We start from the raw sequence: 13385 nt of genomic DNA on the forward strand, positions 1-13385 counted from the left end.
CTCTTTATCGTCATTATAGGCAAAGGGAGGCAGACAGCACAAGAAATGAGCGGTTGAATGGCTAATTTTGAAACTTTTACCATCCGAAGTCGACTAATTTGATAATGTAACGCTTTTTCCTTACTCCTGTTTCTGCTTTCATTGGAAGGAATTCGACTACTAAATAAGGGAGAGAATTCATGAAGCTAAAAAAAGTCATGGCCTTTTTCATGTTTGCATTATTGGCACTGTCCGGTTGTTCAACTAAGGAAGCTCAAGGATCAGCTTCTGCTGAGGATCAGCTGCCTTCTCAAATCGGAGCTCCTGGTAAGGAACATGAATATTTTGTTTGGCCAGGCAATATTCACAAAAAAACAGAATACGGTCCGCATACAGGAAAGTATTTTAAAAGAAGGGGAGGTTTCCACTTTGACACCTCGGGGTACTATATGTCGGCGAAATCCCCTGTACATGCTGTGCTAAAAGTGTCTTCTGCAGAGAAAACCATCCGGTATCAGCTGACGGAAAGAGATCGGAATTACAAAAAACTTAAATTGATTGCGGAAAAAACAGCAAAAATGGAAAACTTCTCTGCTGTACTGCCTGACAAAGAAAATGCTTTGTATGTGCTCAGTATTGAAATTCTCGGGGATAAAGGACAGGTAGAGGATACAGCCGTTGAGCTCATTTACGTCCCAACAGCGGAAATCAATGCAAAGGTATCCTTTAATAAAAAACAGATAACGAAATCGGACAGCCTTCAATTAACACTGGAAAATTACGGTCCGCAGGAATTATTAACAGGAGTATCGTATCATTACGAAAAATGGACGGGTTGGAAATGGAAACTGGTCAATCTGGATATGGCATTTAATAGTGTAGGAGTTAACATACTTCCTGGAGAATCCCAAACATTAACGCTGAATACATCGGAGCTGCCTGCCGGAAAATACAGAGTGGTTAAGGACGTTCAAAACGAGTTAAACATGAAGGCTGATCTGGCAGCGGAATTTGAAATAAAATAGTCACGGTATTTGTAAAAAGAGCATCTTCTCCTGATGCTCTTTTTTATTGATCAGCCAGTGCGCCCTCTGATGGCATCTCATTCTCCTCAATTGATTGAACTCCGTATAGATCCGAGATCTCCTTTTCTACAGCGTCTAAGAATTCATCAGTTAATAAAGGTTTCTTTTCTTTAAACATGGTCTTTCCTCCACTCTTTTTATGATTTATTGTTTCCGATTCGGAATGTTTTTATCTCTATTTAGCCATTCGAAAATAAAGGGAAAATTTTTATTTACATTTCCTATTGAGGGGAGTATGATAATCAACGGTTTCATGTTTCTAAATCGCTTAAATCGTGTGATACGGGGGACCCGTTACAAATGGATTTTTTACATAATGAATCCTTGGGGTGAATCCTTAACAGGTAGGGCTACTCAATGGCCCGAATCCGGCAGCTAACCTCGTCAGCGTTATATGAGAAGGAAGGTGGAGCTTGTGAGACAGGAATTTACATGTCTGCAAGTCTGTTAATGATGACTTGCAGGCATTTTTATTGTTAGGGTTTAATTTTTACGGGTAAAAAAGGGCAACTTAAGTTTACTACTATATGGCGGTGAAAAATTTGATTCATTCATTAAAAAGGCTTCTAATCGGGCGGCCATTAAAGTCAGGTGAGCTCGGTGAACAGAAGCTTAACAAAAAGAAGGCTCTGGCCATCCTTTCATCTGATGCCCTGTCTTCTGTTGCATATGGTCCGGAGCAGATCTTAATTGTCCTTGTGACAATTAGTGCAGCAGCCTTCTGGTATTCGATTCCGATTGCATTAGGCGTATTGGTTCTACTGACAGCTCTTATATTATCTTATCGTCAAATTATATTTGCGTATCCTCACGGTGGAGGAGCATATGTTGTTTCGAAAAACAACCTTGGTGTCAATCCTGGGCTGATTGCCGGCGGTTCCTTGCTGGTTGATTATATATTAACGGTTGCGGTAAGTGTTTCTGCAGGTACGGATGCTATTACATCTGCGTTTCCGGCTTTGCATCCCTACAATGTTGAGATTGCCATTGTCTTTGTGATCCTTTTGACTATATTAAACTTAAGAGGAGTAACGGAATCTGCTTCTGTTTTGGCTTATCCTGTTTACTTGTTCGTTTTTGCCTTATTCATTTTGATTGGTGCGGGAATATACAATATAGTAACAGGTCATGTATCACCTGATCTCCATACGCCGGTCGGTACTCCTGTTGCAGGAATCAGTTTATTCATTTTACTGAGAGCATTCGCATCAGGGAGTTCAGCCCTGACAGGGGTTGAAGCAATTTCAAATGCGATTCCCAATTTTAAGAATCCCGCGCCTAATAACGCGGCTAAAACCCTAATCGCAATGGGAACCCTGCTCGCGATTCTGTTTACTGGAATTGTGTTTTTAGCTTACTACTATGGAATTATTCCAAATGCAGAGGTAACGGTCGTTTCTCAAATTGCGGAAGAAACCTTCGGCAGGAACTTCATGTATTACTTTATTCAGGGGACAACTGCCCTGATCTTAATTTTAGCGGCGAACACAGGCTACACCGCATTCCCGCTTCTTGCAGTAAATCTTGCGAAGGATAAGTTCATCCCCCGGATGTTTACGGTTCGTGGTGACCGATTAGGCTATTCAAATGGAATTATCATTCTGTCCATTTTGTCTATTATCCTTATTATCGCATTTAAAGGGCAGACAGAGCACCTGATTCCGCTTTATGCAGTTGGAGTATTTATTCCATTTACTCTTTCCCAAACTGGAATGATGGTAAAATGGCTGCGTGAAAAACCAGCAGGCTGGATGCCTAAATTTATTATCAATACAACTGGGGCAGTGATCTGCTTCATTGTAACCATCATTTTCTTTTTAACAAAATTCGGGCAGGTTTGGTCCATTCTGGTGTTCCTGCCAATCATTATCTTGCTGTTCCACCAGATCAGGAAGCATTATGATGCTGTTGGGGACCAGTTGAGAATTTCCACGTGCGAGCCGGCCGTTCCAATTGAAGGGAACGTCATCATCGTACCTGTTGCGGGGATCACACATGTCGTTGAAAATTCATTAAACTATGCTAAATCTCTATCTCCGGATCAAATCATCGCTGTGTATATTTCATTTGAACGAGAGGATGAGAGGAAGTTTGAAGAAAAATGGAAAAAATGGCAGCCGGATGTTCGGATTGTAACCCTGCAATCCCATTATCGCAGCATCATTAATCCATTAACGAAATTCGTCGATACGGTTGAGAAAAAAGCGAGAGAATCCAACTACAAGGTTACAGTGGTCATCCCGCAATTTATCCCGAAAAAAGGCTGGCACAATATTCTTCACAATCAATCCAGCTTATTGATTCGTGCATTCCTGCTTTATAGAAGGAACGTAATTATTACAACCGTACCTTATCATTTAAAAAAATAAAAAGGGAAGGGCCGATTAGCAATTTGATCGGCTCTTTTCTTTTTAAAAGGATAGGCTTCAATTCTGGCAACTGTTCAGGGGCATTATTATATAGGCGATATTATTTTTCAGCTTGCTGCAGCAGTCATTGTGTTTGCAGTAAAGCTCGTTAATGGAATGAAAAGCAGAAATGTTTTTCAGTGGATAGAAGAGAAGTTAGATGAATTTGCATCAGAGAGGAATGAACCAATGGTAAAGCCGGGTTTCAATTAGTATTGGCGCTTGCTGATTGGAGCTGCAGATTGCTTGCTTTCCGCGGGGCGGGCGGTGAGCCTCCTCCTGGCTTCGCCACTGCGGGGTCTCACCTGTCCCGCTGCTCCCGCAGGAGTCGCGCATCTTCCGCTCCAATCAGCCTAACCATAATTATTCTAATTACCTATATAAAAAATACCCCCCTGGAATCTATCATTGCCTCAGGGGGGAGGGGTCAATCTAGATGCAATTATTCTCAGCAACACTATTAGACAGCCGATATCTATTTGTTATGCAGAAATCCGTGCCTTCCTGCTAACCTTGCAAACAAGACGCATGAGGGATGTATGTGCACCCGGGAAAAGGGTGAAGAAGATATCCAATGTTTTTCTAAGGGGCATGGGGCAAATAATCGGCTTATTCCTGTGTATACCTCTTAAAGCAATTTTTGCGAATTTTTCAGGGGACATCATTTTTTGTTTTTTGAACTGCTCCATGATGATGGTTTTATCCAGATTAACAGCTTCTGCTTTGCTGAGAATTGGGGTGTCCACAAAGGCGGGGCAGAGGGTGGTCACCTTCACTCCGAAGGCTTCTGCTTCATAATGCAGCGAAGTCGTTAATCCTACAACGGTATGCTTAGTTGCCGAATATACTGCTGAAACAGGTGATGGACCGAGTCCTGCAGCGGAAGCTGTGTTTGCGATATGACCAAAACCCTGTTTTTTCATTATGGCATACGCAATCTGTGTTCCGTGTATCACTCCCCATACATTCACGTTCATTGTTTTCTTCCAGTGTTCAAGGTTCATATCCGAGAACTCTCCGTACAGGGCAACTCCTGCATTATTAAATAAGTAGTCAAGTTTTCCATATTCCGTACAAACTCCATTAATAATTTGCTCTATGCTGCTAAAATCGGTTACGTCGCAATAAACAAATGTCGAATGGGGTATTGAAGTTTGAGCGGCCATTCCCTCCTCTTCATTAATATCTGCAATAATGACAGCAGCTCCTTGTCTGGATAATTCCATGCATAGTGCTTTGCCAATTCCCGAGGCTCCGCCGGTTACAATTGCGACCTTTTTGTCTTCCATCCCATCATCCCCTGACTGAAAGAGTTATAATGCTGTCTTCTTATTTTCCGTTTCGATAAGTTGTGCATATTCACTGGCAGCGATTTGGGCACCTAGGCTGTTCAAATGTACGCCATCCAGCGTTAAATGGAGACCTCTTTTTTTGGATAGTTCTTCAATTCTTGAAGGTTTTCTGTAAAAAAGAGCATCCGCCATAATCCGAGTAACCTTCACAGAGATATAATCTGAGCTTGTTGTATGGGCAAGGTGGTTTTTAAAAATTGTGTGCAGGTCTAGACAGAGGAGTTTTGGATGATTTTCTGCTGTTGACAGGATGATGGAGGATAAAGCTCTAAGCTGCTTGTTTGCCTGATTGTCAGCATGTTCACCAATTAGGGCTGGTGTGACAAGAACAACCTGTTTCGATGAGGCAAGTATGATTTCCACGCATTTTTTGTACACCTCCTCAAATTCCTTCTCATCTTTGGCAGGAATCTGAGCTTGGGCATTCAGCATTTTCGTGTATACATCGTTCACACCAATCCAAAGAAAGGTGAGATCATATGGAGAGGGAAGTTTCTTTTTGGATAGTCTGGCATACAGGCTCAAGACTGTGTCTCCTCCTTTTCCCAGGTTATCAAACCGGAAACCGGGAAACTGTTCTTTTAACAGCCGGGAAAAAGGAATACCGGGTCTTCCTTCAGTTAAACTGTCGCCAATCAGTGCGATGTTCATCTTTTTTCCTCCTAACTGGATTGGATGGATTTTAAAAATATTGATGTTGCTTCAAGAAATAGCGGTTCCAGGGAAGCTGGCTCCTGAGTGTTTGTAAGCTGGCACAGTCCGCCGAGCCATGTTCCGTAAAGAGCCGTCCATTGGTCAGCGTTCCCATGAGCTGCAAATTCCCCATTTTTGATACCCTCTGTGAATATAGCCCTGTAGGCAGCCATGGGGACCACTGCTAATTCGTACAGCTGTTTAACAGATTCAGGGCTGGACTGCGGATTGGCTGCAAGCTCCTGTCCGGAACGGAGCAGCGGAGTTTGATAATGATAAAGCACGTGTTTCGCCATTCCGTAAAGCTTTTCGCTGGCAGTTTGATAGATCAGTTCTTTTTTCATCCACTTATCATTCCATTCCTTCATTGTTCTCTGTGCAAGCAGCACAAAAAGCTTTTCTTTATTTTCAAAATGATAATAAATGTGGCCTTTGCTGTAGCCGGATGCTTTGGCTAAATCAGCAACTGATGTTTGATTATAACCTTTTTGAGAAAATAAGGTTTGAGCATGCTCTATGATTTCTTTTCTGGTATTCCCGCTGTCATAGCGGCGTGTGCCTGGCATGAGGTGAAATCCCCTCTCTTAAATTGAACGGCCGTTCTAATTTTATTATACATAAGTTCCCTTTAATTGGTCAGATTTTTTGAAGTGTTCATTAAATTGTAAAAATACATGATTAAGAAGAGGATTTTTAGTTGTTAGAAAAAATAATAGGCTCATATAAAGAGACATAAAAAATGAAGTACATAGAATTCGGTATTGGAAATAAGCGGTTAATCAGAACGGAGACTGAGAAAGGGAATGGTATTGAAGTAGAAGAGAAAGGATTATCAGGTCCTATCTATTTCTGTTCGATCTATTTAAGGATCTGGATACATTATGATGTTTTAATCATTGATTACAAGGAAGGCGTTAAGAGGTTGAAGAAGAACCGAAAGTCTTTCAAAATGCTTATGGGGATTGTCAGTTCTTAAACGTTTGCCGGGGATTCTGGTACAGCATGTTTATACAAGAAGTATCTAATAAAAAGGCTCTGTTAAAGCCCGGTATTGATTTTTTACACTGTTGATTGGAGTGGAAAGCGAGCGCCTGCAGCGGAAATCAACAACCAAGTATAACAGTGTTAATAAAAAAGTAAAAAAGCGCCAGCATCATACCGGCGCTCTCCCTGTTAAACCGTCTGCTCCTGCAGGGCGGTTTTTCCCTTTTCTACGAATCCTTTTGATACCCATTTCCTTGATTTCCATCGGATGTACATCATAATGCCTCTTGTCCACTCATCTAGAATAAAAGCGATCCATACGCCTGCAAGACCGTAACCGAAGTGAATACCAAGCAGATAGGCGACCGGGACGCTAATCCCCCACATTGAAATCAGCCCCATATACACAGGGAATTTCACATCGCCGGCTGCTCTAAGTGCTCCAATGATCACGAGATTAAAGGCTCTGCCGGGCTCGAGTAAAATGGTCAGCAGAATCAGCATGCCGCCGGTTTGAATGATTTCCTCGTTATTGGTGAATAAATCAAACAGGTTATCGGAGAAGGTGCTCACTATAACCGCCATGAATAAAGAGGCACCAATCGCAAGGTACAGACTTTTCATGCAGCGTTCATATGCTTCTTCATATTTTTTTGCCCCGACCATTCTTCCAATGAGAATTTGTGTTCCCTGGCTGACGGAGATGCTGAAAAGAAAGATAAACATCATTAAGTTTTGTGCGTAAATTTTTGTGGTCAATGCCTCAGTTCCGATCATGGCAATAAAGAAGGTGATGGCCATCTGGGACATGTTATAGGCAAGCTGTTCCCCTGCAGAGGGAATTCCGATTTTGAGCAGGTTTTTTAAATGGGTCCATTGGAATGCCAAATTCGATTTTAAAGCCGGGATTCGTTTTATAAGGAGTACCGATACAGCGATCAGTCCTAAGACTCTGGAAATCACGGTTGAAACGGCTGCTCCCTTAATGCCCATTTCCGGAAAGCCGAAAGCTCCGAAAATCAGTAAATAGTTCCCGCAAATATTCAGCACGTTCATGCAGATGGTCACGAACATGGTATCCTTCGTATAGCCGTAGCTCCGAAGGATTGAGGCACCTGTCATGATTAAAGCTTGAACGAAAATAAATGTGCCGACAATTCCTAAATATTTGTTCCCTTCTTCCAAGAGAGAAGGGGAAAGGTTCATGATTTGAAGAATGGGTTTACTGAACGCAAAAAGAACGATGCTGACCAGCAGTCCTATTATTAAATTGGCAATTACCGACATAATCGCTACATCTATGGCAGCTTGTTCTTTCCCGGCTCCAATATTCTGTGTTATTAAGATGACGGACCCTGTTGCAATAAATCCAAACATGACAATCACCAGGTTTAAAATCTGATTAGCCACGCCCGCTGCTGCCACTGAATCATCTGTATATTGGCTCAGCATAAATGTGTCGGCGTTTCCCATTAGCATATGAAGAAAAATTTCAATGAAAATCGGCCATGTTAAAGCAAATAAAGTTAATTGTTTTTTATCTATATTTTTAGTCAATCTGTATTCCTCCCCTGCTGTATATAATACAGCGATTCCTAGTTTACAGCGGCTGGATTATAATAGAAAGAGAGCAAACCGATTAAACTTGGAAAAATACGACCTGAGAGGGGCTTGCTATTGTATGTCTTTTCTGACTTTTCATGTTCCGCCATTCCCAACCTTCATAAAAGGCGGCCAATTTTCGTTTAAAGCAGGAAACCGCCATTTTAAAAGAACATTCAGTGTATTTGACATGCTGTATGTGAAGAAAGGTGAACTGCATATGACGGAGAATGGAGTTCCTTATAGTGTGAGGGATGGAGAATACTTGGTTCTGATTCCGGGCCGGGAGCATTATGGCCATCGGGAAAGTACAGTGAATACAGAGGTTTATTGGCTGCATTTTAAAGCCGAAGGGGAATTTGGTGTCCACCATGAGGGACATGACAACTGGCTAGATGCACAAAAGAAAGAGGCTGATTTTGAACAGCCGGCTGAATATCAATTTCGGATTAGGCAAAAGGCTCGGCTTGAACATCCGCTGGCGGCGGAAAAACTGCTTGAAAACCTGCTGAGCATTACAAGCCAATCAGCTGATTTCCCTCTTAGGCAGCAGCTGTATTTTCAGGAATTGATGGTTCATCTGCAAAAAGAGGCACTTAATATTCCGACAGCTGCCGAACAGGTAACAAATGAAGCCATTCAGTACTTACAGGCACATTATCATGAGGAAATCAGAATGGAGGACCTGTCGAGGAACATTCTTTTTCATCAGGATTACATCACCCGCTGCATGCAAAAAACTCTTGGGCTTACTCCGTCACAGTATTTAAACCAATACCGGCTTTCACAGGCGAAGAGGCTTCTAGCTACCACAGATGATAAGATTGCATCCATAGCAGCAGAAACGGGAATCATGGATGCCACCTACTTTTCAAAGCTGTTTCGCAAAACCGAGGGCATGACACCGAATGAGTATCGGAAGGTGATAAACCGGCTGCGGGATTGAGAGTTCAGGAATCGGGATTGCAGGAAAAACGCAGATCCCGCAAATTCAAAATATAAAAAACGCCCGGACAATGTAGTCCGGGCGTTTTCTGCTTAAACGAGTTCAAGCAGGTGTTTTTTTGGTTCATAAGGGGTTAATTCTTTTCCTTCTCTTACTTTTTGCAGGAAATCAGGGTTCGCGATTAGCGGGCGTCCGAATGCTGCAACATCCATAACGCCTTTTTCAAGCATGGCTTCTGCTTTATCAGCATCCAGGCTGCCGACTCCGATGATTGGACCGTCCCAATATTTTCTTGCCAAATCATAGAGTGTTTGGTTTTCAGCAATGTGTTCCTCTGCATCCATGATGGATGGGTGAATAATTTGAATACCGGTTTCTTTGAAAGCTTCAGTATACGTTCTCATCGCTTCATCTGCGTCTTCCCAGCGATAGTCGGGAGCGTCCACTTTATGGGCGGAGAAGCGGATGATCGTGCGGTCTGCGCCAATTTCATCAATTACTGCACGGATTACTTGCTTCATAAACGTCAGTCTTTCGGCAAGCTCTCCGCCGTATTCATCATCGCGCTTATTGGATTGATAACTGTTGAACTGATCAATCAAGTAGCCGTGGGCGCCATGTATTTCAACTCCGTCAAAGCCAGCTTCGATTGCATTTTTTGCTGCTTGGGCATACTGTCCGATTACTTTTTGGACATCTTCTTTGGAAAGTTCTTCAGGCACGGCATATGGTTTGCGGAAGCGCGGCACCTGGCCCTCTGCTGCAATCGCAGACGGTGCTTCAGGTGTTTGCCCGACAATCAATTCAGGATGGCTCAAGCGGCCAACGTGCCAGATTTGGGCAGCAATCGTTCCGCCTTCTTTATGAACAGCTTCGGTCACTTTTTTCCAGCCTTCGATCTGTTCTTGTGTAAAGAGCCCCGGTACGCCAGGGTTGCCTTTTGCACGGCTGCTGATCACAACACCCTCTGTAATAATAAGGCCAATGCCATCCTCTGCGCGTTTCCGATAATATTCCGCTACCTCAGGACCTGGAACTCCTGTCTCATCATTAGAAAAAGAACGGGTCATCGGTGCCATGGCAGAGCGGGTTTTTAATTCAAATGCTCCAATTTTTACAGGTTCGAACAATTTATTATAAGAAGCCATTAATATTACATCTCCCTTTTTAAAAAGAATTACTCAATTAGTGTAGCAGGGAGATATCTCTAATCCAAATATTTTGATTTTAGAGGGAACATCGGGGAGGCTGGAGAAATAAAGGGGGGAGGTGATGGATCATGATTGCTGCAGGGAAAAAAGTAAAGCTTAGCTGGATTGACGAACAGGATTATGAAGAGCTGTATCTTTTAAAATATGGGGAAGCGAATCCTGAATGGAAGAAGTGGGATGCACCGTATTTTCCACTTGAAAGAAAAACATTTGAGGGTTATAAACGGCATATGTCTGAAAAGCCTGCATGTATGGAAGCTAAAATTACAGCAGACATGCAGCTGATAGGAACCGTAACATACTATTGGGAGGACGAACCTTCAAATTGGCTGGAGGCTGGAATCGTGATTTACCATCCGGATTTCTGGAACGGAGGTTACGGATCGGAAGCTTTAAACCTGTGGATTGAACATTTATTTACTTCAATGCCGATTCCAAGGGTCGGTATCACGACGTGGTCAGGCAATGAACGCATGATGCACACCGCTGCAAAACAGGGGATGAAGCTGGAGGGCAGGATGAGAAAATGCAGGCTGTACAACGGTGAATATTACGATTCCATCAGAATGGGTATATTAAGAGAAGAATGGGACGCCCGCAAAAGCAGAAGTCTTTCATAGGCTTCTTTTTTTCTATTATTCTGGAATAACCTTATAAGGAGGAATCGGTATTTCGTTTGTTATCCATAAATGTCCAGATGGCGCACCTGAATGTTTAAATAGAAGGGAGATTGGGTTTGTTTTTGGAAAAAAATAAATTTTCATATAATACTAAATAATGATAAAATAGGAGAGGTTTATTTAAGATGTTATCGCTTACATAGAAGGAGGATCCCATGTCAGAACAGCGTCATGAACTAAAAAAAGAATTAAAAGACAGACATATTTTAATGATTGCCCTTGGAGGGGTAATCGGTACAGGATTATTCTTGAGCACCGGGTTTACAATTGGCGAGGCTGGCCCCGGGGGAGCTATTCTTGCTTACCTGATTGGCGGATTTGTCATGTACTTGACAATGCTTTGCCTTGGTGAATTGGCGGTTGCACTTCCGCATGTAGGATCCTATCAAAAATATGCAACAAAGTTTATCTCACCCGGAGCAGGTTATGTAGTGGGATGGATGGGCTGGCTGAACTGGTCGGTCACCGTCGGTTTAGAACTGCTAACCGTGAGTATATTGATGAAACGGTGGTTTCCGGATGTTCCGGCATGGATTTGGTGCATCATATTTGCTGTCCTGCTATTCAGCATTAACGCGCTATCCTCAAAAAGCTTTGCTGAAGTAGAATTCTGGTTTGCAAGTATAAAAATTATAACGGTTCTTGCATTTATCTTATTAGGAGGAGCAGCTATGTTTGGTTTGCTCCAGATGGGCGGAGGCGATCCTGCACCATTTTTCAGCAATTACACAGATCAAGGAGGTCTGTTTCCGAATGGTCTTGCTGCCGTTTTAATCACCATGATTAGTGTTAACTTTGCTTTTCAGGGGACTGAACTTGTAGGAATCGCAGCGGGAGAAAGTAAAAATCCAGAAAAAACGATCCCAAAAGCTATTAATAACACAGCATGGCGGATTTTGATTTTCTTTATTCTTTCTGTTTTTGTATTGGCAGGACTGTTTCCGTGGAAGGAAGCAGGCGTTATGGAAAGCCCGTTTGTCGTTGTATTTGATAAAATCGGGATCCCATATGCTGCCGATATTATGAACTTTGTTATTATTACCGCTGTCTTGTCAGTTGCAAATTCCGGATTATATGCAACATCACGCATGCTTTGGTCAATGTCCCAAGAAGGGATGATCAATAAAAGATTCGGAAAACTGAGTAAAAGAGGAGTTCCAATCAATGCTTTGATTGCCAGCATGGTAGTTGGCTGTCTATGCCTGCTATGCGGATTTTTTGCAGAAGATACGGTGTACTTATGGCTGCTATCCATAGCAGGATTTGGAGCGGTATTCGTTTGGGCATCGATTGCGCTTTCCAATTACATGGGAAGAAAATCATTTTTGAAAAAAGGCGGAAATATTGAGGAGTTAAAATTTAAAACTCCGCTCTATCCAATTGTCCCTCTGACAGCACTGGCAGCGAATGTTCTTGTTATGATCAGTCTTGCCTTTATCCCAGATCAAAGGATGGCTCTTTACTGCGGAATTCCTTTCTTAGTCGCCTGTGCCTTATATTATCGTTTTTACGCAAAGGGCAAAATGGAGAGGAAAGGTTTCGGAGAAGGAGAAAATCTATAGGTATTTGTTAAAAGAAAAATTGGAAGAGGGTCAGCTCCTTTCCCATCAAGAAGGATTTTCCCGCCCAATATCATAAATAAAGGAAAAAGGACCCATCGCGGGTCCTTTTTCCTTTAATCAAACAAATACCGCAATATCTCAGGAAGTCTTGCTCTCCATGCAGATTCATGATGAATTCCGCCATCGGCAATCTCAAACCGGCAATCTCTTACTTTCCTTTTTATAATTTCATAAACTGGAAGGCTTGAATCTATATAGGTTTGGGCGTTAATAATCGAGGTTTCTTCAGCTGTTCCAACGTCCATATAAAATTTGCCTGCGGAGCTTAAATCACTGCTGCGGATTTTTTCTTCCATCTCAGACTGGTTAAACCAATAAGCAGAGGAGAGGGAAGCTGCTCTTTTGAAAATTTCCGGATACTCGCAAAAGGCATAAGTTGTAATGTGGCCGCCCATTGAGCTTCCCATCATGACGGATTCTTCCGGAATCGTTGGATAGTTCGCATCAATCATCGGCTTGAATTCTTCAGCGAAAAACCGAACATACTCCTTGCCTTCTCCACCCAGCTCTTCATCTACCTTAAACAGGCGCTTTCCAAGACCAGGGCTGACCCACGGACCGTATTCATTAAACCGGCCAAAGCGTTCTTCATTGCAGTCGATGCCAGCCACGATGATCTCAAGCCCTATATCTGCGAGTACATCAGCGACTCCCCAGGAAACGCCATAGCCTGCATCTTCATCCCGAAACAAATTCTGTCCGTCATGCATAAACAAAACGGGATATCTTTTGCCGGAGGTCTTGAAGTCATCCGGCAAATACATACGAACCATTCTTTTTCTATTAAAGGGAGTGAGGGTGATTTCAAATGTTTCGAGCATCC

13 protein-coding genes and 1 riboswitch are annotated in these 13385 nt (G+C 42.6%); of the genes, 6 read left to right on the forward strand and 7 right to left on the reverse strand.

Annotated features, from left to right (window positions below):
• The first annotated feature begins 179 nt into the window (after positions 1-179).
• A complete protein-coding gene (locus AS29_RS10480; protein WP_035410651.1) occupies positions 180-1004 on the forward strand; it encodes an immunoglobulin-like domain-containing protein in 825 nt (274 codons plus the stop codon).
• A gap of 43 nt (positions 1005-1047) precedes the next feature.
• On the opposite strand, the gene AS29_RS21360 is transcribed toward AS29_RS10480, so the two are convergent.
• A complete protein-coding gene (locus tag AS29_RS21360; protein ID WP_156505928.1) occupies positions 1048-1182 on the reverse strand; it encodes a hypothetical protein in 135 nt (44 codons plus the stop codon).
• 137 nt (positions 1183-1319) lie between these two features.
• A riboswitch (cyclic di-AMP (ydaO/yuaA leader) is annotated at positions 1320-1470 on the forward strand.
• A 136-nt stretch (positions 1471-1606) separates the two neighbouring features.
• Here AS29_RS21360 and AS29_RS10485 point away from each other — a divergent pair.
• Complete coding sequence (locus AS29_RS10485) at positions 1607-3433, forward strand: APC family permease (RefSeq protein ID WP_035410654.1); 1827 nt, start codon at positions 1607-1609, stop codon at positions 3431-3433.
• A gap of 521 nt (positions 3434-3954) precedes the next feature.
• Here the strand turns inward: AS29_RS10485 and AS29_RS10490 are convergent.
• Genes AS29_RS10490 through AS29_RS10500 form a run of 3 tightly spaced genes read right to left on the reverse strand, consistent with a single transcriptional unit; the run spans position 3955 to position 6083 of the window.
• Entirely contained in the window at positions 3955-4761 is an 807-nt protein-coding gene (locus AS29_RS10490) for an SDR family NAD(P)-dependent oxidoreductase (RefSeq protein WP_035410657.1), read from the reverse strand.
• Positions 4762-4785: 24 nt separating this feature from the next.
• On the reverse strand, positions 4786-5475 hold the full coding sequence (locus AS29_RS10495; protein ID WP_035410659.1) for an SGNH/GDSL hydrolase family protein: 690 nt from the start codon (positions 5473-5475) through the stop codon (positions 4786-4788).
• 11 nt (positions 5476-5486) lie between these two features.
• On the reverse strand, positions 5487-6083 hold the full coding sequence (locus AS29_RS10500; protein WP_035410662.1) for a TetR/AcrR family transcriptional regulator: 597 nt from the start codon (positions 6081-6083) through the stop codon (positions 5487-5489).
• Between the two features lie 173 nt (positions 6084-6256).
• On the opposite strand from AS29_RS10500, the gene AS29_RS10505 reads away from it, so the two are divergent.
• Positions 6257-6493 carry a DUF3977 family protein gene (locus tag AS29_RS10505; protein ID WP_035410664.1) on the forward strand — a complete coding sequence of 79 codons (237 nt, stop codon included), beginning with the start codon at positions 6257-6259 and terminating at the stop codon, positions 6491-6493.
• Between the two features lie 197 nt (positions 6494-6690).
• Here AS29_RS10505 and AS29_RS10510 read toward each other — a convergent pair whose 3' ends face one another.
• Positions 6691-8058 carry an MATE family efflux transporter gene (locus AS29_RS10510; RefSeq protein ID WP_035410667.1) on the reverse strand — a complete coding sequence of 456 codons (1368 nt, stop codon included), beginning with the start codon at positions 8056-8058 and terminating at the stop codon, positions 6691-6693.
• A gap of 124 nt (positions 8059-8182) precedes the next feature.
• On the opposite strand from AS29_RS10510, the gene AS29_RS10515 reads away from it, so the two are divergent.
• Positions 8183-9049 (forward strand): helix-turn-helix transcriptional regulator, encoded by an 867-nt coding sequence (locus AS29_RS10515; protein ID WP_035410670.1) that lies wholly within the window; start codon positions 8183-8185, stop codon positions 9047-9049.
• A gap of 92 nt (positions 9050-9141) precedes the next feature.
• On the opposite strand, the gene AS29_RS10520 is transcribed toward AS29_RS10515, so the two are convergent.
• Entirely contained in the window at positions 9142-10197 is a 1056-nt protein-coding gene (locus tag AS29_RS10520) for an alkene reductase (protein WP_035410672.1), read from the reverse strand.
• Positions 10198-10328: 131 nt separating this feature from the next.
• Here AS29_RS10520 and AS29_RS10525 point away from each other — a divergent pair, with 131 nt between their 5' ends.
• Together AS29_RS10525 and AS29_RS10530 are read left to right on the forward strand one after the other, a co-directional pair.
• Positions 10329-10880: a GNAT family N-acetyltransferase gene (locus tag AS29_RS10525; protein WP_035410675.1), complete on the forward strand. Its 552-nt coding sequence runs from the start codon at positions 10329-10331 to the stop codon at positions 10878-10880.
• Between the two features lie 215 nt (positions 10881-11095).
• On the forward strand, positions 11096-12502 hold the full coding sequence (locus AS29_RS10530; protein WP_051860792.1) for an amino acid permease: 1407 nt from the start codon (positions 11096-11098) through the stop codon (positions 12500-12502).
• Between the two features lie 113 nt (positions 12503-12615).
• Here AS29_RS10530 and AS29_RS10535 read toward each other — a convergent pair whose 3' ends face one another.
• On the reverse strand, positions 12616-13383 hold the full coding sequence (locus AS29_RS10535) for an alpha/beta hydrolase (protein WP_051860793.1): 768 nt from the start codon (positions 13381-13383) through the stop codon (positions 12616-12618).
• Positions 13384-13385: the final 2 nt, after the last annotated feature.

Source organism: Bacillus sp. SJS (assembly GCF_000732485.2).
Classification (GTDB): Bacteria; Bacillota; Bacilli; order Bacillales; family Bacillaceae; genus Metabacillus_B; species Metabacillus_B sediminis.

Coding starts and splice junctions, on each gene's coding strand:
- AS29_RS10480 (WP_035410651.1), top strand. CDS start 180: ATGAAGCTAAAAAAAGTCATGGCCTTTTTCATGTTTGCATTATTGGCA.
- AS29_RS21360 (WP_156505928.1), bottom strand. CDS start 1,182: ATGTTTAAAGAAAAGAAACCTTTATTAACTGATGAATTCTTAGACGCT.
- AS29_RS10490 (WP_035410657.1), bottom strand. CDS start 4,761: ATGGAAGACAAAAAGGTCGCAATTGTAACCGGCGGAGCCTCGGGAATT.
- AS29_RS10495 (WP_035410659.1), bottom strand. CDS start 5,475: ATGAACATCGCACTGATTGGCGACAGTTTAACTGAAGGAAGACCCGGT.
- AS29_RS10500 (WP_035410662.1), bottom strand. CDS start 6,083: ATGCCAGGCACACGCCGCTATGACAGCGGGAATACCAGAAAAGAAATC.
- AS29_RS10505 (WP_035410664.1), top strand. CDS start 6,257: ATGAAGTACATAGAATTCGGTATTGGAAATAAGCGGTTAATCAGAACG.
- AS29_RS10515 (WP_035410670.1), top strand. CDS start 8,183: ATGTCTTTTCTGACTTTTCATGTTCCGCCATTCCCAACCTTCATAAAA.
- AS29_RS10520 (WP_035410672.1), bottom strand. CDS start 10,197: ATGGCTTCTTATAATAAATTGTTCGAACCTGTAAAAATTGGAGCATTT.
- AS29_RS10525 (WP_035410675.1), top strand. CDS start 10,329: ATGATTGCTGCAGGGAAAAAAGTAAAGCTTAGCTGGATTGACGAACAG.
- AS29_RS10530 (WP_051860792.1), top strand. CDS start 11,096: ATGTCAGAACAGCGTCATGAACTAAAAAAAGAATTAAAAGACAGACAT.
- AS29_RS10535 (WP_051860793.1), bottom strand. CDS start 13,383: ATGCTCGAAACATTTGAAATCACCCTCACTCCCTTTAATAGAAAAAGA.